This window comes from Streptomyces beihaiensis (assembly GCF_026274175.1).
GTDB classification, from domain to species: Bacteria; Actinomycetota; Actinomycetes; order Streptomycetales; family Streptomycetaceae; genus Streptomyces; species Streptomyces beihaiensis.
The window spans coordinates 18058-38217 of the sequence record NZ_JAPHNL010000179.1; the positions used below are offsets into that span (position 1 = coordinate 18058).

Consider the following 20160-nt stretch of genomic DNA (forward strand, 5'->3'; position numbering starts at 1 on the left):
CGAGGGCCCGCCCGGCGGGCACCGCCCGGCCACCGCCCCGAAGGCGTCACACCCACCCGCTACCCTGAGCCGGTCATCGGGGCCCACGCCCCCGTTTCGCCGCACCCTGGGGGGATCGCGACACCGTGTTTCGCTACCTGCCGTACCTGCTGGTCCTCGGCCTGTGGATCTACGCGTTCATCGACTGCCTGAACACCCCGGAGGAAGAGGTCAGGGGCCTGCCCAGGGTGGTGTGGGTGCTCATCATCCTGTTCTTCGGCGAGGTGCTCGTCGGCCCGATCGCCTGGCTCGTCGCGGGCAAGCACCGCACCGTCCCGGCCGGTGGCTCCACGCCGTCCGAGTGGCACCGCACCCACCGGTCCGCCGCGTACGTCGCGCCGGACGACAACCCGGAGTTCCTCCGCTCGCTCAAGGAGGAGAACAAGAAGGACGAAGCTCTCCTCAAGGACTGGGAGGCGGACCTGCGCCGCCGCGAGGAGGAACTGCGCCGCCGCGAGCGCGGGCAGGGCGAGGAGCAGGTGTGATCCCACTCGACCACGAGCTGGCGCGGGCGTGGCTGGCGACCGCCGTCGAGGAGGCGCGGGCCGGGCTCGCCGAGGGCGGCATCCCGATCGGCGCCGCCCTGTACTCCGCCGACGGCGCGGTCCTTGGCCGTGGCCACAACCGCCGCGTACAGGACGACGATCCGTCGGCGCACGGCGAGACCGACGCGTTCCGGGCGGCCGGACGGCAGCGCTCGTACCGGGGCACGACGATGGTGACGACGCTCAGTCCGTGCTGGTACTGCTCCGGCCTGGTGCGGCAGTTCGGGATCTCACGGGTGGTGATCGGCGAGGCCCGCACGTTCCACGGCGGGCACGACTGGCTGGCGGAGCACGGCGTCGAGATCGTCCTGCTCGACGATCCCGGGTGCGTGGCGATGATGGACGAGTTCATCGCCACGCGACCTCAGTTGTGGAACGAGGACATCGGCGTGTAGCCGACGCCGCCGAGCGGGCCTACACGCCCGCGTACGAGTGCTTGCCGGTGACGAAGATGTTGACGCCGTAGTAGTTGAAGATCCAGCAGGCGAAGGCGATCATCGCCAGGTACGCGGCCTTGCGGCCCTTCCAGCCGGCGGTCGCGCGGGCGTGCAGGTAGCAGGCGTAGGCGACCCAGGTGATGAACGACCAGGTCTCCTTCGGGTCCCAGCCCCAGTAGCGGCCCCAGGCGTCGCCCGCCCAGATGGAACCGGCGATGATCGTGAACGTCCACAGCGGGAAGACGGCCGCGTTGACGCGGTAGGAGAACTTGTCCAGGGACTGCGAGGACGGCAGCCGCTCCAGGACGGAGGTGGCGAAGCTGCCGGGCTGCCCGCCGGTGGCGAGCTTGTTCTCGTAGCTGTCCTTGAACAGGTAGAGGATCGTGCCGACCGCGCCGACGTAGAAGACCGCGCCGCAGATGATCGCCGTCGAGACGTGGATGTACAGCCAGTACGAGTGGAGGGCGGGCACCAGCTGGTCGCTCGCCGTGTACAGGACCGTGACGGCCAGGCCGAGGTCGAGCAGGACGGTGGTGATCAGCGGCAGGCCGAGCCAGCGGATGTTCTTCTTCAGCGCGAGCAGTGTCAGGTAGACGCCGACGGCCACCGTCGAGAACGTGATGTTGAACTCGTACATGTTGCCCCACGGCGCCCGCTGCACCGAGAGCGCGCGGGTCAGCACCCCGCCGAACTCGACGAGGAAGGCGAGGACCGTGAGCGAGATCGCGATCCGGCCGTACATGTCGCCCTGCTCGTCGCCGCCGGAGGCGCCGGGCCCGTCGGGTACGTCGCGGGCGCCCGCGGCGGCGCGGACGACGACCTTGGGACGCTCCAGGACGGCGGTGCCCGCGCCGCCCGCCTGCTTGCCGCGCACCTTCACCGACGGCGCGGCGGCGGCCGCCTCGGCGGTCTCGGCCGCGTCGCGGCTGCCGGTGAGGGCGGCGGCGGTACGGCCGACCTTGCTGCGGCTGCCGAAGATCCACTCGGCCATGTTGGCGAAGAACGCCAGCAGGTACACGGCCATGGCCGAGTAGATGAGGACGTTACTGATGTGTGCCAGGTTCTCGTTGGTCTGGGCGGCGAGATTCATTCCTCAGCCCCTTCGGCGGCAGGAACAGCGGTGGTTGTTTCAGCGGGTTCGGGTGCGCCGGTGACCCTTTCGGGTGCGCTGGGCGCCTTGTCGTGCAGCTGGCCGACCAGGTCGCCGAGCTCCTCCGGGAGCTTCGCCGACTCGCTGCGGCCCAGGCCCGCCATCTCGACGACGGTCACGCCGTCGGGGCCCTCGGTGGCGCGCACCCATACGCGGCGGCGCTGGATGAACAGGGAACCGGCCAGGCCCGCGATCGCGGCGATCGCCCCGCCCAGCGCCCAGCCGTCACCGGGCGAGTGGGCGATCTGGAAGGTGGCCCATTCCTTGATGTCCTTGTCGAACGTGATCGAGCCGTTGCCGCCGGGCAGCTTCATGGTCTCGCCGGGCAGCAGCCGCGCCTTGAGCAGGTTGCCATCGGCGTCCTTGTACGGCTTCATGTGGGTGGTGTCGAGCTGGTACACGTTCTGCGGCAGGCCCGCGTCGACGCCGAGGTCCCCGTGCTGCGCGTTGAGCGCCAGCACGGGGTAGTCGAGCGCCGGGAACTGGGAGAACATCGTGCCCTTGCCCGCACCGGCGAACGTCGGCACGAACCAGGCGTTGAAGCCCAGCTGTTCCTTCTTGCCCCGGGCGTCGCGGTAGCCGTCCATCACCTTGATGGCGCCCTGCGAGGTGATGTTGGAGTCCAGTGGCAGCATCGGCACGTACTGGTCGGAGACCGTCTTGCCCTTGCCGTCGCGGACCGTGACGTGGACCGCGTACCCGTGGCCGTTGAGGAAGATCTTCGTGCCGTCGATGTCCAACGGGTGGTTGACGCGGATGGTCTTCCTGGCGGGCTTGCCGTCGTCGCCGTTGCTGTACGTGACCGTCGCCTGGAAGGTGCGGGCGGTGCCCTTCTCCGGGCCGTTGCGCTCGTACGTCCCCGTGAACTTGTCGAGGGTGAAGCTGAACGGCGGCAGGTCGGTGTCGCTGTTGAAGAGGCTGCCGGACTGGAACTCGTCGTACTGGGTGAGGGTGTTGGCGAAGCCGTCGCCCTCGACGACCAGCTTGCCTCCCTCGTACTTGAACAACTGGCCGTAGGCGAAGGCGATCAGCATCACGATCAACGCGACGTGGAAGGCGAGGTTGCCGACCTCTCGCAGGTAGCCCTTCTCGGCGGCGACCGAACCGTCCGCCGCGTGCGCGTGCGCGCGGAAGCGGCGGCCGCGCAGCAGCGACAGCGCGGCGGAGTTCACCTCGTCCGGGGTGGCCTCGGTGCGCCAGGTCGCGTACGCGGGCATCCGGTCAAGACGCCGGGGGGCGCGCGGCGGGCGGCCGCGCAGCTGGCCGACGAACTGCCAGGTGCGCGGGATGATGCAGCCGATGAGGGAGACGAACAGCAGGATGTAGATCGCGGAGAACCACACCGAGCTGTAGACGTGGAAGAGGCCGAGCTTGTCGTAGATCGGCGCGAGCGTGGTGTGCGACTTGCGGAAGTCGTCGACCTTGAGCGGGCTCTTGCCCGACTGCGGGATGAGCGAGCCGGGGATCGCGCCGATCGACAGCATGAACAGCAGGATCAGCGCGACCCGCATGGAGGTCAGCTGTCGCCAGAACCAGCGGATCCAGCCGATCACGCCCAGGGTGGGCATGTTCGGCGCCCGGTCCTCGACGGGCGCGGTGCTGAGTTGGGAGGCGGCCTCCAGCTCGGAGGGATCTTCGTTGGTCGTCGGGTTCGGGCCCTGTGCGGTTTCCCGCGCCCCTTGCTGCGTGTCACTCATGGATCAGATTCCCACCTGGAAGCCGCTGGACCAGGTCCGCATCTGCCCCACGAGCGCGTCCCACGCACCCGTGAGCAGGAGGACCCCGGTCAGGATCATCATGATGCCGCCGATCCGCAGCACCCACGTGTAATGCCTCTTCACCCAGCCGAAGGCACCGAGGGCCTTGCGGAAGGCGACGGCCGCCACGATGAAGGGGATACCGAGGCCGAAGCAGTAGGCGACGGTCAGTATCGCCCCCCGGCCGGCGCTGCCCTGCTGCGAGGACAGGACCATCACCGATCCGAGCGTCGGGCCGATGCAGGGCGTCCAGCCGATGCCGAACAGCGCGCCGAGCAGCGGGGCGCCGACGAGGCCCGTCGCGGGGCGCTTGTGGAAGCGGAACTCCCGCTGGCTCATCCACGGCATGAGCCCCATGAAGAAGGCGCCCATGAGGATCATCAGCACGCCGAGCACCTTGCTCAACGTGTCCTGGTACTCCTGGAGCGTCTGGCCGAAGAACCCGAACAGGGCGCCGGTCGAGGCGAACACCGCGGTGAAGCCGAGCACGAACAGTCCGGCGCCCGCCGCCATCCGGCCGCGCCGCGCCTCCATCAGGTCGGCGCCGGTCATGCCGGTGACGTACGAGAGGTAGCCCGGCACGAGCGGCAGCACGCACGGCGAGAAGAAGGAGACGAGACCGCCCAGCAGCGCGATCGGGATCGCCAGGAGCAGGGCGCCGTCGGTGATCGTGTCACCGGCGGCGAGCGTGGTGAGTGTGGGGGGCACCGTCGCTCACTTCTCCGCGATGATCGGGGCGAGCATCTCGCGCAGGCTCGACTCGCTGAGCGGCTTCAGGGAGCGCGCGGCGATCTTGCCCTCCCGGTCGACGACGATCGTGGAGGGGATCGCCTGCGGATTGAGCGTGCCCTTCTCGAACCTCAGGAGCAGCTTGCCGGTGGGGTCGTAGAAGCTCGGGTACGGGATGCCCTTGTCCTTCTCGAACTCCTTGGCCGGGCTGGTGCTGGTGTCCCGCGTGTTGATGCCGAGGAACTGCACGCCCTTCGACTTGGTGTCCTTGGCCACCTTCGCGAAGTTGGGTGCCTCGGCGCGGCAGGGCGGGCACCAGGAGCCCCAGACGTTGAGGACGAGGACCTTGCCCTTGTAGTCGGCCGTGTCGAGCTGCTTGCCTTCGAGGCTCTTGCCCTTGAGGTCGGGGGCGTCGTGCCGGTCGCCCTTCTTGACGGTGTCGATGCCGCCGGAACCGGTCACGAAGTTGGTGTTGTTGCCCCCGCCCGACGTGCCGCCCGAACTGCACGCCGTCAGGGCGAGGGCGACGACGGCGGCGCCGACGGTCAGCTGGGCGGCGCGGCGCTTGGTCGCGGTGGTGCGGGGGGCGCGGCAGGCGGCACTCATGTGAAAAGTTTCGCATGTCTGTTTAGGGGATCTTCCGCACCCCCCTCACCCATGGAAAACGCCACGTCAGGCGGCGTCGGCGAGGTAGCTCTTCCAGCCTCCGTCGGGCCGCTGTCCGACATCGAGGCCGCGCAGCCGCTGAAGCACCTTCGGGTCCTGCGCGTCCATCCAGTCGACGAACTGCCGGAAGGAGACGAGCCGTACGTCGCGGTTCTTCTCGGCGACGGACGCGATGTGTTTGAGGGCGCCCTCGACGGCGTCCATGTAGATGCCGCCGTTCCATTCCTCGAAGTGGTTGCCGACGAAGAACGGCGCCCGGTTTGTCTCGTACGCACGCTTGAATCCCGCGATGTACGAGTTCGTGGCCTGTGTGCGCCAGCCCGGATAGTTGTGGGCGGGCGCCTTCGTCGAGTTCCTCGACTGGTTGGCGAGCATGTTGTAGTCCATCGACAGGACCTCGAAGCTGTGCCCGGGGAACGGGATCGCCTGGAGCGGCAGGTCCCACACCCCGTTGTTCTTCGTCGGCCAGACCTGGCGGCCGCCCGGCGAGGACGCGTCGTAGCGCCAGCCGAGCGCGCGGGCCGTGGGCAGCAGGTTCCTCTGGCCGAGCAGGCAGGGCGCGCGGGAGCCGACGAGCTCCTTGTCGTAGTCGAACGGCAGCGGCGGCTCGTCGTGCCAGCCGGTGTTGGTCCGCCAGGTCTTCACGAACGTCTTCGCCTGGTCGATCTCGCTGCGCCACTGCGCGGGCGTCCAGTTGGCGACGGAACCCGAGCCCGTGCAGAAGTGGCCGTTGAAGTGGGTGCCCACCTCGTGACCCTCGAGCCAGGCCCGGCGCGTGTACCTCAGCGTCAGCTTGACGTGCTCGTCGGTGAGGAAGTCGATGGCGGAGGAGCCCACCGGGTTGTTCGGCGGGTGGTAGAGGCGCTTCTTGCTCTCGGGCAGCAGATACAGCCCCGAGAGGAAGAACGTCATGTGCGCGCCGTGGTCCTTGGCGAGCTTGAGGAAGCGCGGGTACAGGCCGTTGCCCACCTCGCCCGCGCCGTCCCAGGAGAAGATGACGAACTGCGGCGGCTTCTCGCCCGGTTCCAGCTTCCGCGGCGCGGCCGGCTGGTTCGGCTGCCTGCCGGTGTACGCGGTCGAGCCGTCACCGATCGGACGCGCCTTCGGCCGCTGCTGCCCGTCGGAGCCGTCGGCACCGCCTCCGCCGTGCCCGTGCCCGCCGCCCTCTCCCTTGCCCTTGCCGTTGTTGTGCGAGGCGTGTCCGGCCCCGCATCCGGCGAGAGCCGCGGCGGCCGCGACTCCGGCTCCCGCACCGAGCATTCCCCTTCGGCTGAGATCACGCATACCGTCCCCATTCATCGCGCCGTGCACCCGTTCGGACGGGCACCCCGTTAGAGGGTGGGACGAACACGCGGGTTCCGCTACGTGCGGCGTATTTGCGGTACTTTGCCGGGGCGTGCGCGGAGCCGCCGGTTGACGACGGCCCCGCCCACACGTCACGTACGACGTCACGGACGACGCGGCAGCGAACGGGCTCGGGCGCGGAACCGCTCAGGCGCCGAACGCCTTGTCCTTGCCCTTCACCGGCTTGGCACCGGCCCGCAGATGCGCGGGCACCAGATCACGCGCGGGCTCGCTGTAGCCCACGGACACGATCGTGTCGCCCTGGTACGTGAACGTCGTCAGCGAGGCGAGCGTGCACTGCCGCTTGCGCGGGTCGTGCCAGAGCCTGCGCCGCTCCACGTACGAGCGGACCGTCCAGATCGGCAGCTGGTGGCTGACCAGGACCGCCTCATGGCCGCGCGCCGCGTCCTTGGCGGCGTCGAGCGCGCGCATCATCCGCACGACCAGGTCGACGTACGGCTCGCCCCACGACGGCTTGAACGGGTTGACCAGGTGCTTCCAGTTGCCCGGCTTGCGCAGCGCGCCGTCACCGACGCCGAACGTCTTGCCCTGGAACACGTTGGACGCCTCGATGAGCCGGTCGTCCGTGGCGATGTCCAGACCGTGCGCCTTCGCGATCGGCGTGGCCGTCTCCTGCGCCCGCTCCAGCGGCGACGCGCACACGTACGTGATGTCACGCTCGGCGAGATGGTCGGCGACCCGGTCGGCCATCTGCCGGCCGAGCTCGGACAGGTGGTAGTCGGGCAGCCGCCCGTACAGCACGCCGGTCGGGTTGTGGACCTCGCCGTGCCGCATCAGGTGGACGACGGTCACGTCGCCGCTCTCCGTGCCGCGCTCGCTCATGCCGTCGCCTCCGCTGCGGCGCGGGCGGCGGCGGGCAGCGCGGCGGCGACCCGCTCGACCGCCCGCTCGTCGTGCGCGGTCGACACGAACCACGACTCGAACGCCGACGGCGGCAGGTACACGCCCTGCTCCAGCATCGAGTGGAAGAACGCGGTGAAGCGGAACGACTCCTGCGCCTTGGCGCCCTCGTAGTCACGCACCTCTGCGTCGGTGAAGAAGACGGAGAACATGTTGGACGCGTTCTGCACGCGGTGCGCCACCCCCTCCTTGGTGAGCGCGGCGCCGACCAGGGAGCGCAGCTGCTCGCTGACCGCGTCGACCTTCGCGTACGCGGCGTCGTCGAGCAGCCGCAGCTGCGCGACGCCCGCGGCGGTGGCGACCGGGTTGCCGGAGAGCGTGCCCGCCTGGTAGACGGGCCCGGCCGGGGCCAGGTGCGCCATCACGTCGGCGCGCCCGCCGAACGCGGCGGCCGGGAACCCGCCGCCCATCACCTTGCCGAAGGTCATGAGGTCGGGCACGACCCCGTCCACGCCGAACCATCCGGCCCTCGACGTACGGAACCCGGTCATCACCTCGTCGGAGATGTACAGGGCGCCGTTCTCCTGGCAGACGGCCTTCAGCGCGGCGTTGAAGCCGTCACGCGGCGGGACCACGCCCATGTTGCCGGGCGATGCCTCCGTGATGACACAGGCGATCTCACCGGGGTGCGCGGCGAACGCGGCCCGCACCGCCTCGATGTCGTTGTACGGCAGCACGACCGTGTCACCGGCCTGCGCCCCGGTCACCCCCGGCGTGTCCGGCAGGGCGAACGTGGCGACGCCCGACCCGGCGGCGGCGAGCAGCGCGTCCACGTGGCCGTGGTAGCACCCGGCGAACTTGATCACCTTGGCCCGGCCCGTGAAACCGCGCGCCAGCCGGATCGCCGACATCGTCGCTTCCGTACCGGACGACACGAGCCGCACCTGCTCGACCGGCCCGATCCGCGCGACGATCTCCTCGGCGAGCTCGACCTCGCCCTCGCCGGGTGTACCGAACGAGGTGCCGCGCGCGACGGCCGCCTGCACCGCCGCGACGACCTCCGGGTGGGAATGGCCGAGGATCATCGGCCCCCACGAGCACACCAGGTCGACATACTCGCGCCCGTCCGCGTCCGTCAGGTACGGACCCGTACCCGACACCATGAAACGGGGCGTACCGCCCACGGCGCGGAACGCGCGCACCGGAGAGTTCACGCCACCGGGCGTGACGACGGACGCACGGTCGAAGAGCCCTTGCGAGACCGGCGCCTCGTAGGGATAGGGGATGTTGTTCGCCTCTGCCATGCCTCTCAGCGTACGGCCCGCGCGAACGGACCCTCCGGCACGCTCCCGCACCCCGCCCTCGCCACCTAGACTTGCCTCATCACCAACCCTGTACGGCATCTGTACGGACTGCGTGACGCCATGCGTGCGCACCGGCACTCGCCTGCGTGGGCCGACCACTCGCGCAGTTGTTTCACTCGTACGTTTCGGCGGGTGACCGTGGGGGAGGTCACTGACACGATGATCGGGATGATCGGGTTGCGCGTCGGCGGTCGCGCGGCCTAGAAAAGGGCCTTGCGCCCGGGGACGGCAGTCGGGTGGAGAGTATGCATCGCGGTGGCGGCGGACTGGGCGAGGGTACCGACGACCTGGGCCCCCGGCGTGCCAGGCGGGGAAGGCACCGGCGCGACGGCCGGCACGACGAGACAGTGGCGCGCAGCCAGAGGGTGGCGGGGAGCGGGAATGGTGGCCGGGTGGGGGTGACCTACAAGTACTTCGGCGCGCCCGACGGCGCGACGGCGGCCCGCGTCCCGATCTCCATGCGCCCCGAGGAGCTCGGCGGCGACGAGCTGGGCATGGGCGGCATGTTCACGAAGATCAAGCCGGAGACGATGGCCGCGATGGTCCTCACCGGCATCGAGGGCATACCCCTGCACAAGGTGCCCCCGCTCGAACTGGTCGTCCTGCACCCCGACTACGCGGTCGTGAAGCTCCCGATGACGGTCGTGGACCCGCTGCGCGGCATCGGCGAGGAGTCCGTGGGCGCCGCCGCGTTCATCTGGTCGACCGTCCCCGACCGGGGCGGCCCGCGCGACGCGTTCAACGTGTACCAGCTGCTGCACGAGTGGCAGGACTTCTCGCACCGCCTGCACGACGCGGGGCATCAGGCGTACTGCCTGGTGTGGCCCTGACGGGGCACCAGGCAGTACACGCGCGGCCGGCGGCTACGCCGTGGCCTTCCGCCCCCGCGGCACCGCGCTCTCGTCGCCGTCGTCGTCCGCGTGCCGCATCCACACCGTGCGCTGCTGGAACGGGATCTCGACGCCGGCCGCGTCCAGGTTGTCCTTGACCCGGCGGCGCAGCTCGCGCGTGACGCCCCACTGCTCAAGCGGCCGGGTCTTCACGGCCATCCGCACGACGACCGCGTCCGCGTCGAGCGACTGCACGCCCCACACCGACGGCTCCTCCAGGAGCAGCGGCCCGGTCCGCGGGTCGTCGCGCAGCTCACGGCCCGTGCGTTCGAGCACCTCGTACACCGTGTCCAGGTTCGAGTCGTAGGCGACGCCGACGTCCAGGAGGGCGCGGCCCCAGTCCTGGCTGCTGTTCTTGACGCGCCGGATCTCGCCGTTGCGGATGTGCCACAGGCCGCCGTCCAGGTCGCGGACCTGCGTGAGCCGGAGGCCGACCTGCTCGACCTCGCCGACCGCCTCACCGAGGTCGACGAAGTCACCGACGCCGTACTGGTCCTCCACCATGATCAACAGCCCGGACAGGTAGTCGGCGACCAGGTTCTGCGCGCCGAAACCGATCGCCAGACCGACCACGCCCGCACTGGCGAGCAGCGGGCCGAGCGCGATACCGATCTCACCGAGCACCATGGCGAGCGCCACCAGGGCGATGACCACGGAGACGATGCTGCTCAGCACCGTCCCGATGGTCCTGGCGCGCTGCTCGCGCCGCTCGCCCGCCTTGCCGTTGTCGCGCTGGAGGACGGCCGGGCCGCGGCCGCTCTGCTGGAGGATGTGATGGACGACACGGGAGATCGCGCGCTTGGCGAGCGCCCGCACGACGAACGCGCCCACCACGATGATGGCGATGTTGATCGCGTGGCCGATGAGTGCCCCCGCGTTGTCCCGGAACCAGTTGGCGGCTTCCGGCACCCCCTGGTCCCCACTGGTCGCAATCTGCACGGCGGGCGCCTCTCCTTCGTACGAACGTGTGCGTATACCTGCGCGAGCCAACGAACGTACTTGCGACCCGCGTGCCGGTCAAAGCCGCTACGGTCCCCTCATGCCCGGACCCCGCCCCTCACCGAGGTGACGTCGGGGCCGAGGTGGCCTGGGTGGTCGGGCACCCCTTCCAGGGCCGGGGCTACGCGACGGAAGGGGCCCTGGCGATGACGCGGTGGCTGCGCGGCGCCGGGGTGCGCGGGCTGCGCGCCCACATCCACCCCGGCCACGACGCGTCCGCGCGGGTCGCCCGGGCGCTCGGCCTCGCGGCGACGCCCGAGACGGTCGACGGTGAGCTGGTCTGGGCCGGTTCCTAGCCGGCTCGCGGGGGCGCGGGAGCGGATTCGGTACACGTTCGCGCGACCGGCCCCGCCACGCGGGCGCCACCGCCGACGACGGAGCCGGGCAGCGGCCGGAGCGGAGAGCCGTGCGAGAGCCGCACCGCGCGCGGACACAGGCGCGGACACAGGCGCGGCCCCCCATCCAGGTCACACGCGCGGCGGACCCGCCTCCACTCGGCGCAGGACCGGCTCGTAGCGGTCGAGGTCGGGGCCGGTCTGGAGTTGGCGTTCGTCCCACCACGTGGCGCCCGCGTCCGCCAGCGGGCCGACCACGTCGAGGGCCTCGGGGCCGGGCACGGTCGCGCCGCCGACCACGATCTCGAACGGCTCCGGTCGCTCACGGCCCTCACCGCGCTCGCGGTGCTCGGCGACGTACGAGACGACTTCTCGGACCTGTCCGGGCGTCGGCGGCACCCCGTGCGGCGCGTCGGCGAAGAGCGGCACCGCGCCGTCCCAGCGGGCCGCGCGGCGCATCGGGCGGCGGTTGGGCCAGAAGCCGCCGAGCCAGACCGGCGGGCGGGGCCGCTGCACCGTGGCGGGCAGCAGCGCCACGTCCCGGGCCGTGTAGTGGGCGCCGGCGTGGTCGACCGGGTCGCCGGACCAGTAGCGGGCGAGCAGGCCGAGGGACTCGTCGAGGCGCTCGGCGTGCACCACCCGGTCGACCGTGTCGCCGAAGCTGCCGTACTCGTCGTCGGCCGGGCCGCCGAGCCCGGCCGTGAACACCACCCGGCCACCGCTGGCGGCGTCCAGCGTCGCGACCTGCCGCGCCAACTGCTCGGGCCGGTACCGCGGCACCGCCGTGACCAGCGTGCCCAGCCGGATGCGGGACGTGGCGAGCGCGGCGGCGGTCAGCAGCATCCACGGATCGCCGAACGGCGTGCCCCGCCGCTCCTTCTTGTCGTGCACGACGTGGTCCCACACGAACAGGCCGTCCCAGCCCGCCTGTTCGGCGGCCACGGCGGTCCTGGCGACCGTACGGGCGTCGGCGAAGTCACCGAAGTTCGGGATGTTGATCGAGAAGCGCATACCCATGGGTGCATCGTGACCCGGCCCGCGGCCCTACTCCACCGGATTCTCGGAACCCGTCACCCTTCGGCGTCGACTCCGCGCACCACGAACCCGATCACCGCTCCGCCGCCCTCGCGGGGCCGCGCGAACGGCGTCCCGCCGTGCGCCGCCACGACCTCCCGCACGATCGACAGGCCGAGCCCCGAACCGGGCAGGCTGCGCGCGGCGGGCGCACGGTAGAAGCGGTCGAAGAGGCGGGACGCGTTCTCGGCGGTGTCCGCGTCGATGCCGGGGCCGCGGTCCATGACGGCCACCCGCACGCCCTCCGCGACCCGGTCGACCGTGATCTCGATGGGGTGCGAACTGTCGGTGTCGAACTTCGCGGCGTTCTCCACCAGGTTGGACAGCGCCCGCTGCAACTGCGCGGCGCGGCCCGCGACCGTGGTGTCCCCGGTGGCGCCGACCGTGACGGTGCGGCCGGTACGGCGGCGCACGAGGACCGCGACGTCCCGCGCGGTCTGCGCGAGCGCCACCTCCGTCACCGGCTCGTCGTCCTCCTTGCCCGCCGCGAGTTCCACCAGCTCGTTGACCAGGTCGGTCAGCTCGCGGGACTCCTCGGCGAGATCGGCGACCAGTTCCTCACGGGCGGCGGGCGGCAGCTCCTCGATGCGGCGCAGCAGCGAGATGTTCGTACGCAGCGACGTGAGCGGCGTACGCAGCTCGTGCCCCGCGTCCTGCACCAGGCGCCGCTGGTCCTCCACCGAGCGGGCGAGCCGCCCCAGCATCCGGTCGAAGGACCGGCCCAGACTGCCGACCTCGTCGCCGCCCTCGACCGGCACCGCCACGTCGAGCCGTCCGGTGGTCGCGACGTTCTCGGCGGTCCCGGCGAGCCGGACGAGCCGCGAGGTGACACGGCGCGCCAGCCACCAGCCGAAGAGGCCCGCCCCGGCGATCACCGCCCCGGCGAACAGCAGCGTCCGGTCCTGCAAGCGGCGCAGCAGGTCCTCGGTGTCACTGAACTCCTGGGCGACCTGCACCGCGCCCCGCCCTCCGCCGAGCGAGACCGTCGCCATGCGGTACTCGTCGCCGCGGATGCGCACGTCGTCGTCGGTGACCACCCGCCCGGCCTCCTGGTCCCTCGCCGTGTCGCGCATGTCACCGGTGACGGGCAGGGCCGGCTCGCCGTGGTCGACCACGCGGCCGTCCGGGCCGAGGACCTGCACATCGGTTCTGGTGGGCCGGGTCACGTCGTCGCGCGGCCCGTCGTGGTCCGGGTCGGCGGCGCTGAAGTCGTCGGCGTCGAGGTTCCGCTGTCGCACCTGGTCGCGCAGGTCGTGGACGACCTCCGTGAAGACGGCACGCTGGTCGACGCGGACGAGCCCCGCGGCGGCGTTGTAGGAGAGGAAACCGACCAGCGTGGTGACGCCCGCCGCGACGACGGCGAACGCCACGGCGAGCTTCGTGCGCAGGCTCTGGGGCCCGCGCAACCAGTGCCTCTCGCGCACTGCGGGCTTCGGGCGGCGGCTCAGCGGGGTGCCCCGACGGCTGCTCCTCGGGGCGCCGCCCGTCGGGGCGCCGCCCGTCGGGTCGCTCCGGGGGCTGTCCGTCCGATCGCTCGGGTAGCCGTTCGCGTGACTGTTCATGGGGCCGTTCTCGGGGCCGTTCGTCTGGTTGCTCTCATCGTCGCTCGCGTGGTCGCCCCCGTGGTTGTTCGCGCCGTCCGCCATCGCCGCCCGCCATCGGCGGGATCTGTCAGGCGCGTGCGGGCCGGCCTGTCCGCGGTCGGCCCGGGTGCGTCCTGGCCCATCGGACAGCCCCCGCAGACCCTAGTCGTCCCTCAGGACGTAGCCGACGCCCCGGACCGTGTGGATCAGCGGCACACCGCCGTGCGGCTCGTCCACCTTGCGGCGCAGGTAGCCGACGTACACCGCCAGGTTCTTCGAGCCGGGGCCGAAGTCGTAGCCCCAGATCCGGTCGTAGATCGTCGCGTGGTCGAGGACGATCCCCGCGTTGCGGGCCAACAGCTCCAGCAGGTCGAACTCGGTGCGGGTCAGCTCCAGCTCACGGGTGCCACGCCAGGCGCGCCTGGCCTGCGGGTCGATGTGCAGATCGGCCGCCGTGACCTGCCCGTGCACCTCGGGCTCCGGCTCGGGCTCCGGCGTGGTGCGGCGCAGCAGGGCGCGCAACCGGGCGAAGACCTCCTCCACGTCGAACGGCTTGACCACATAGTCGTCCGCCCCCGCGTCCAGGCCCGCGATCCGGTCCGGCGTCTCCACCAGCGCGGTCAGCATCAGGATGGGCGTCCGGTCGCCCTCGGCGCGCAGCACCCGGCACACCTGCAGCCCGTCGATGCCCGGCATCATCACATCCAGGACCAGCGCGTCCGGCGCCTCACGGTGCGCCGCGGCGAGCGCCTCCACACCGTCGGCGACGGCCGTGACGGCATACCCCTCCAGCGTCAGGGCGCGCTCAAGGGCATGGCGGATCGCCCGGTCGTCCTCGGCGAGGAGGAGCGTCGGCTTGTCGGACTCGGCGGGTTTGTCGGCGCATGACTGTGACACATCGCCCAGTGTGCCTGGAGCCTCGACCCGGATCGCCCGGTCGAGTGACCTCAGCAGGGCTTCTTACTCGGCTCTCACCAGGTGCGGAGCGGCGACTTACCTGTCGCGCGCACGCTGACGCGCGACGAACGAGGGCCTCGTACGGAGGACGTCACGGTCCGGACGGACGACCGCCGGGGAAGGCACACCGCATGAAGATCGTGTTCCTGCTGCACAACGTGTACGCCATCGGCGGCACGGTGCGCACCACTCTCAACCTCGCCGCCGCGCTGACCGAGCACGGCGGCCACGAGGTCGAGATCGTGTCCATGTCCCGGCACCGGCAGGCCCCTCGGTTCACCGTCGACCCGCGGATCACGCTCGTACCGCTCGTGGACACGCGCGAAGGCAGCGCGGACACCAGGGAAGCGGCCTACCAGCAGCCGTCGCGGGACTTCCCCACCGCCGAGAAGCGGTACAAGCAGTACAACCGCCTGCACGACCTGCGCGTACGCGAGTACCTGGAGCAGCGGTGCGACGCGGACGTCGTCATCGGCACCCGCCCCGGCATCAACGTCTACCTCTCCCTGTGGGGCCCGGAGCGCGCCGTCCGCATCGCACAGGAACACCTGCGCTACGAGGCCCACAGCAAGAAGCTGCGCGCCGTGCTCGCCCGCCACTACCGCACGCTCGACGCCGTCGTCACCATGACGCGGGCGGACGCGGCCGTGTACCGGGCGAAGATGCCGATGCCCGGGGTGCGGGTGCTGTCCGTGCCGAACATCGTGCCGCCCACCTCCGTGGCCCCCTCCGACGGCACCTCGAAGATCATCGCCGCGGCGGGCCGTCTCGCCCCCGGCAAGCGCTACGACCTGCTGCTGGAGGCGTTCGCGGCCGTCGCCGCGCATGAACCCGGCTGGGAACTGCGGATCTACGGCGGCGGAGCCCAGGAAGCACGCCTGCGCGACCTCATCGCCGGCCTCGGCCTGACCGGCCGCGCACGCCTCATGGGCGCGGTCTCACCGATCGAGCCGGAGTTCGCCCGCGCCTCGATCGTGGTGAGCACGTCGGACGCCGAGTCCTTCGGGATGACGCTGGTGGAGGCGATGCGCTGCGGCGTACCCGTCGTCAGCACCGACGCCCCGCTCGGCCCCGCCGAGATCATCACCGACGGCGTCGACGGGCGACTCGTCCCCCTCGGGGACGCGCGCGCCGTCGCCGAGGCGGTCACCGGGCTCATCGAGAACCCGGAAGCCCGCCGCACCATGGGTGAAGCCGCCCTCGCCTCGGCCCGTCGGTTCGACCCGGAGCCGATTGTGGCGCAATATGGGGCGCTCTTCTCGGAACTCAAAGCCACCCGCCGTCGTCGTGCATGGCAGCGGCTGAGTGCCCGCGCCGCCGACTGGGCACGCAGAAAGACCCGCTCGCTGCGCTCCTCGCGGCCGGGCGGAGGAGGGGGTACCTCGCATGACCGCCGACACAGGACCGCCCATGGCAGCGCACGACCGAAGCATCCCTGACGCCCTCCGCATGTCCCGCACCCAACCGCCCCCCGGTCACCCGGAGCCGGCTTCGGCAGGCCGGTGGGCGCGGGCCGTGGCCGCCCCGCCGCTCGGTGACCGGGCGCGGGCCGTCCGCGAGTACGCCGCCCGCGCGCTGGCGCACTGGGCGGCGGCGGGCGAACGGGCCCTGACGGCGTGGGCGGCGTCAGGCGGCAGGGCCTCCGCCACCCTGCGCATCGCCCACGCCACCCCCGGCCCCGCCGCGCCTGCGGGAATCACCCACACCACCCACGGCCCGACCCCGACCCCGGCCCCAGCCCCAGCCCCAGCCCCAGCCCCGGGAATCGCCCACGCCACCCCCGGTCCGACCCCGGCTCCAGTCCCGGGCGCCGCGACCGCCACCGCCAGCGCCACCGCCAGCGCCACCGCCACCCGAACCCGCGTCGGCCGCGTCGGCCGCGCCGGCTCCCTCGCCGCCCCGGCGTCCTCCCGCCCCCGCACGGCCCGGCGACCCGTCGCCGACCTCCTCCGGGCGCGCCCCGACCTCTGGCTGGCCGCCGTCGCCGCGCTGTACCTGCTCGCCCAGCTGATCCTCGTCGTGCCGCAGCTCTCCCACGCGCTCGGCTGGGACGAGTCCGTCTACATCTCGCAGTACGACCCGCGTCACCCCACCGTCTTCTTCAGCGCCCCGCGCTCCCGCGGCACCAGCTTCCTCACCGCACCGATCGTCGCCGCCACCGGCTCGATCCTCACCCTGCGCGTCGTCCTCGCCCTCGTCTCCACTCTCTGCCTGTACACCGCGTTCCGGGTGTGGCGCCCCCTCGTCGGAGCCCGCACCACCGCACTCGCCGCGCTCCTCTTCGGCAGCCTGTGGATGGCGCTGCTCTCCGGCTCGATGGCCATGCCCAACCTGTGGGTGGCGTTCGCCTCCGTCGGCGCCGTCGGCTGGTTCCTGCGCGCACCGGCCGGCCGGGCCGCATGGCGCACCGGCGTCCCACTCGCCGCGTGCGTCGCGGTCGTCGCCCTCTTCCGCGCCTCCGACGTGGTGTGGCTCGTCGCAACTCTCGGCGTCGCCGCCTTCCTCGTACGCGGCCGCAAGCACACCCTGTGGTGGCTCGCCGCGGGCTCCGCCGCCGGGCTCGCCCAATGGATCGCCGAGGCGTACATCCGCTGGGGCGGCGTCACCCAACGCCTCCACGTCTCCAGCGCCACCGAAGGCCACATGGGCCTCCACCTCAACTTCGGCACCGCCTGGCACGCCGTCAACGGCCCCCTCCTGTGCCGCCCCTGCACAGCGGGACCGCCCCAACAGCCCCTCCTGGCCCTGTGGTGGCCGGCCCTCCCGCTCCTCGCCGCCGCCGCGCTCTACGTCGCCCTGCGCGCACGCCACGTACGCCCCGCCGCCCCCACCGTCCTCCCGGTGGCCTGCGCCGCGAGCATGGCCGCCCCCTACCTCCTGCTCATCGCCTACTCGGCCCCGCGCTTTCTGCTCCCCGCCTACGCGCTGCTCTCCCTCCCCCTGGCCGTCCTGCTGCGCCGTCTGCGCACACCCCGCCCGGTCGCCGTCGCCGCGACCGTCGTGCTCGCGCTGCAACTGGCCTCCCAGTGCACCGTCGCCCAGGCCAAGGCAGGGTCGACCGCGCGCGGCGACGCCCGCTACGTCGCCGCCGCCCGCGCACTGCACAGCATGGGCCTCACCCCGCCCTGCCTCGTCTCCGGCGTCCGCGCCCTGCCCATCGGCTACGCGGCGGGCTGCTCGTCCGCCGAGACCCACGGCAACAACCGGAACACCACCCGTGCCGCCCTGCTCCGGCGCGCCACACAGGTCCCCACGGCCACTCTCACCTCGGGCCACCACAAGCCGCCCCGCTGGGCCCGCGACTGGACCCCGTACAAGCTGCCGCACTCCGGCGGCCTGACGGCGTGGAAGGCACCGGCACCGCGGCCGTGAGGGCCGTCGGTTCGGCTACTTGGCGTGGGTGACCGCGTAGATCATGACGAACGCGACGACGTGGATGCCGAACAGGAAGTAGGCGAGGTACCACCACATGTACCGCTCGCCCTTCTTCTCCCGGGCGGCCCGCTTCTCGTCGTACTCGCGCTGGAGCATGTCCAGCGGATCGGGAACCGCCCCGGGCGCGGGCTCGGGCACGGCCCCTGGCGTCTGTTCGGCCATGCCGTCTCACGCTTCCCGGTGGAGTTTGGTGTTGGACGCCTGTGCCCGCGGCCGCACCACCAGCAGGTCGATGTTGACGTGGGGCGGTCGCGTCACCGCCCACGAGACGGTGTCCGCCACGTCGTCGGCGGTCAGCGGCTCGGCGACTCCCTCGTACACCTTGGCGGCCTTCCGCGCGTCCCCGCCGAACCGGTTCAGCGCGAACTCGTCCGTCTTCACGAGACCCGGCGCGACCTCGATCACCCGCACCGGCGTCCCCACGATCTCCAGCCGCAGCGTCTCCGCGAGCACGTGCTCCGCGTGCTTGGCGGCGACGTAACCGGCGCCGCCCTCGTACGTGGCGTGCCCGGCGGTCGACGAGACGACCACGACCGTGCCGTCACCGGACGCGGTCAGGGCGGGCAGCAGCGCCTGCGTGACGTTGAGCGTGCCGATGACGTTCGTCTCGTACATCTGCCGCCACTGCTCCGGGTCGCCCGAGGCCACGGGGTCCGCGCCGAGCGCGCCACCGGCGTTGTTGACGAGGACGCCGACGGTCTTGAAGGCGGTGGCGAACTCGTCGACGGCGGCCCGGTCGGTCACGTCGAGCTGGTACGCGACGGCGTCGTGCCCGGCCGCCGTGATCTCCTCGGCGACCGCCTCGATCCGGTCCTTGCGCCGGGCGGTGAGCACCACCCGGTACCCGGCCGCCGCCAGCCGCCGCGCCGTCGCGGCACCGATACCACCGCTGGCGCCGGTGACGACGGCGATACGGGAAGCGGGGGCGGGGGCCATGGGCTACTCCTAGAACGGCAAGACAGCGCAGACGCGGATATCCCGTCCAGAGTACGTCGCGCCGCACACGGCCCCCGCTGCGGCAGGAGCCTCAGTCCCGGGGCGCGTACATGATCACGGCCATCCCGACCAGACAGATCACGGCGCCCACGACGTCCCACCGAGTCGGCCGGTATCCGTCGGCCACCATCCCCCAGGCGATCGACCCGGCCACGAAGACGCCGCCGTACGCCGCCAGGATCCGCCCGAACTGCGCATCGGGCTGCAAGGTCGCCACGAACCCGTAGAGACCGAGCGCGACCACCCCCGCCCCGACCCACACCCACCCCCGGTGCTCCCGCACTCCCTGCCACACCAGCCACGCCCCACCGATCTCGAACAGGGCGGCCACGACGAACAGGAGCACGGAACGGGCGACGAGCATGCAGCACAGCGTGCCATGCCCCGGCGCCGGGGCTCAGACGGCCGCCGTCTCCTGGTCGTAGCGGTCGCGGGCCACCGCCACCTCGTCCATGTGTGCCTCGGCCCATTCCTTCACCGCGACCAGCAGGCCGCTGAGGCTCCGCCCGAGTTCGGTCAGCTCGTAGTCGACCCGCACCGGCACGGACGGCGTGACCGTCCGCCCCACGATCCCGTCCCGCTCAAGCGCCCGCAGCGTCTGCGTCAGCATCTTCTGGCTCACGCCCGCGATCCGGCGCCCGAGGTCGGAGTAGCGCATCGGCCCGTCGTGCGCGGCGAGCGCGGCGACCACGAGGCTCACCCACTTGTCGCTGAGCCGCGCGAGCAGCTGGTTGGTCGGGCAGTCCCGCAGGAACGCGTCGTACGCGACCCGCGCCTGCTCGCGGCGCTGCGCCGCCGTCATCGTCGCCATCAGCCGAAACCCTCCCGTGTTCCGGACGCACCCCTGGTACGCGCTTCTGGTACGCGCCCCTGGTACGCGCCGCTGTGCGCGCCCCCGGTACGCACTTCGCGGTGACGTACGCACCTCCACGTACGTACTTACCAAAAGAGAGTAACACTCCCTATGGTCATCACTGCGGAAAGGAAAGCGTAAGCAAT

At 71.8% G+C, this 20160-nt stretch carries 21 protein-coding genes; 6 read left to right on the plus strand and 15 right to left on the minus strand.

All coding sequences use genetic code 11. The features are described 5' to 3' along the window. Positions 1-125 precede the first annotated feature (125 nt). The gene (locus OFY01_RS16255) at positions 126-524 is read left to right on the plus strand and encodes a PLD nuclease N-terminal domain-containing protein (RefSeq protein WP_266600514.1); all 399 of its coding nucleotides are present in this window, start codon (positions 126-128) and stop codon (positions 522-524) included. Beyond that, positions 521-979, plus strand: coding sequence for a nucleoside deaminase (locus OFY01_RS16260; RefSeq protein ID WP_266600516.1), 459 nt, complete (start codon positions 521-523; stop codon positions 977-979). Before OFY01_RS16255 ends, OFY01_RS16260 begins: the two co-directional genes overlap by 4 nt. Before the next feature lie 19 nt (positions 980-998). Here the strand turns inward: OFY01_RS16260 and ccsB are convergent, their stop codons facing one another. The 7 genes from ccsB to hemL all read right to left on the minus strand — a co-directional run bounded on the left by ccsB (position 999) and on the right by hemL (position 8832). Further along, positions 999-2111 carry a c-type cytochrome biogenesis protein CcsB gene (ccsB, locus tag OFY01_RS16265; RefSeq protein ID WP_266600518.1) on the minus strand — a complete coding sequence of 371 codons (1113 nt, stop codon included), beginning with the start codon at positions 2109-2111 and terminating at the stop codon, positions 999-1001. Continuing rightward, positions 2108-3868: a cytochrome c biogenesis protein ResB gene (gene resB, locus OFY01_RS16270; RefSeq protein ID WP_266600519.1), complete on the minus strand. Its 1761-nt coding sequence runs from the start codon at positions 3866-3868 to the stop codon at positions 2108-2110. Before resB ends, ccsB begins: the two co-directional genes overlap by 4 nt. A 3-nt stretch (positions 3869-3871) precedes the next feature. Further along, positions 3872-4636, minus strand: coding sequence for a cytochrome c biogenesis CcdA family protein (locus OFY01_RS16275; RefSeq protein ID WP_266600521.1), 765 nt, complete (start codon positions 4634-4636; stop codon positions 3872-3874). Positions 4637-4642: 6 nt separating this feature from the next. Then, complete coding sequence (locus tag OFY01_RS16280) at positions 4643-5263, minus strand: TlpA family protein disulfide reductase (RefSeq protein WP_266600523.1); 621 nt, start codon at positions 5261-5263, stop codon at positions 4643-4645. A 66-nt stretch (positions 5264-5329) separates the two neighbouring features. After that, entirely contained in the window at positions 5330-6607 is a 1278-nt protein-coding gene (locus OFY01_RS16285) for a polysaccharide deacetylase family protein (RefSeq protein ID WP_266600525.1), read from the minus strand. A gap of 207 nt (positions 6608-6814) precedes the next feature. Then, the gene (locus OFY01_RS16290) at positions 6815-7510 is read right to left on the minus strand and encodes a histidine phosphatase family protein (protein ID WP_266600527.1); all 696 of its coding nucleotides are present in this window, start codon (positions 7508-7510) and stop codon (positions 6815-6817) included. Further along, positions 7507-8832 carry a glutamate-1-semialdehyde 2,1-aminomutase gene (gene hemL / locus OFY01_RS16295; protein ID WP_266600529.1) on the minus strand — a complete coding sequence of 442 codons (1326 nt, stop codon included), beginning with the start codon at positions 8830-8832 and terminating at the stop codon, positions 7507-7509. Before hemL ends, OFY01_RS16290 begins: the two co-directional genes overlap by 4 nt. Before the next feature lie 452 nt (positions 8833-9284). Between hemL and OFY01_RS16300 the strand changes: the two genes are divergently transcribed. Next, positions 9285-9722 carry a hypothetical protein gene (locus OFY01_RS16300; RefSeq protein ID WP_016640275.1) on the plus strand — a complete coding sequence of 146 codons (438 nt, stop codon included), beginning with the start codon at positions 9285-9287 and terminating at the stop codon, positions 9720-9722. 33 nt (positions 9723-9755) lie between these two features. On the opposite strand, the gene OFY01_RS16305 is transcribed toward OFY01_RS16300, so the two are convergent. Further along, a complete protein-coding gene (locus OFY01_RS16305) occupies positions 9756-10721 on the minus strand; it encodes a mechanosensitive ion channel family protein (protein WP_266600532.1) in 966 nt (321 codons plus the stop codon). 71 nt (positions 10722-10792) lie between these two features. Here OFY01_RS16305 and OFY01_RS16310 point away from each other — a divergent pair, with 71 nt between their 5' ends. After that, on the plus strand, positions 10793-11077 hold the full coding sequence (locus tag OFY01_RS16310; RefSeq protein WP_266600534.1) for a GNAT family N-acetyltransferase: 285 nt from the start codon (positions 10793-10795) through the stop codon (positions 11075-11077). A 171-nt stretch (positions 11078-11248) separates the two neighbouring features. Here the strand turns inward: OFY01_RS16310 and OFY01_RS16315 are convergent, their stop codons facing one another. The 3 genes from OFY01_RS16315 to OFY01_RS16325 all read right to left on the minus strand — a co-directional run bounded on the left by OFY01_RS16315 (position 11249) and on the right by OFY01_RS16325 (position 14670). Next, the gene (locus tag OFY01_RS16315) at positions 11249-12127 is read right to left on the minus strand and encodes an LLM class flavin-dependent oxidoreductase (RefSeq protein WP_266600590.1); all 879 of its coding nucleotides are present in this window, start codon (positions 12125-12127) and stop codon (positions 11249-11251) included. A gap of 59 nt (positions 12128-12186) precedes the next feature. Next, positions 12187-13836: a sensor histidine kinase gene (locus OFY01_RS16320; RefSeq protein WP_266600536.1), complete on the minus strand. Its 1650-nt coding sequence runs from the start codon at positions 13834-13836 to the stop codon at positions 12187-12189. Between the two features lie 99 nt (positions 13837-13935). Continuing rightward, positions 13936-14670 carry a response regulator transcription factor gene (locus OFY01_RS16325; RefSeq protein ID WP_266600538.1) on the minus strand — a complete coding sequence of 245 codons (735 nt, stop codon included), beginning with the start codon at positions 14668-14670 and terminating at the stop codon, positions 13936-13938. 191 nt (positions 14671-14861) lie between these two features. On the opposite strand from OFY01_RS16325, the gene OFY01_RS16330 reads away from it, so the two are divergent. Beyond that, the gene (locus OFY01_RS16330) at positions 14862-16169 is read left to right on the plus strand and encodes a glycosyltransferase family 4 protein (protein WP_266600540.1); all 1308 of its coding nucleotides are present in this window, start codon (positions 14862-14864) and stop codon (positions 16167-16169) included. A gap of 10 nt (positions 16170-16179) precedes the next feature. Next, positions 16180-18102 (plus strand): hypothetical protein, encoded by a 1923-nt coding sequence (locus OFY01_RS16335; protein WP_266600542.1) that lies wholly within the window; start codon positions 16180-16182, stop codon positions 18100-18102. Between the two features lie 15 nt (positions 18103-18117). On the opposite strand, the gene OFY01_RS16340 is transcribed toward OFY01_RS16335, so the two are convergent. The 4 genes from OFY01_RS16340 to OFY01_RS16355 form a co-directional block, all read right to left on the minus strand. Then, positions 18118-18327: a hypothetical protein gene (locus OFY01_RS16340; protein ID WP_266600592.1), complete on the minus strand. Its 210-nt coding sequence runs from the start codon at positions 18325-18327 to the stop codon at positions 18118-18120. A 6-nt stretch (positions 18328-18333) separates the two neighbouring features. Further along, entirely contained in the window at positions 18334-19101 is a 768-nt protein-coding gene (locus OFY01_RS16345) for an SDR family NAD(P)-dependent oxidoreductase (protein ID WP_266600544.1), read from the minus strand. Between the two features lie 91 nt (positions 19102-19192). Next, positions 19193-19525, minus strand: coding sequence for a YnfA family protein (locus OFY01_RS16350; RefSeq protein WP_266600546.1), 333 nt, complete (start codon positions 19523-19525; stop codon positions 19193-19195). Between the two features lie 33 nt (positions 19526-19558). Beyond that, complete coding sequence (locus tag OFY01_RS16355; RefSeq protein WP_266600548.1) at positions 19559-19972, minus strand: winged helix-turn-helix transcriptional regulator; 414 nt, start codon at positions 19970-19972, stop codon at positions 19559-19561. Between the last annotated feature and the right edge of the window lie 188 nt (positions 19973-20160).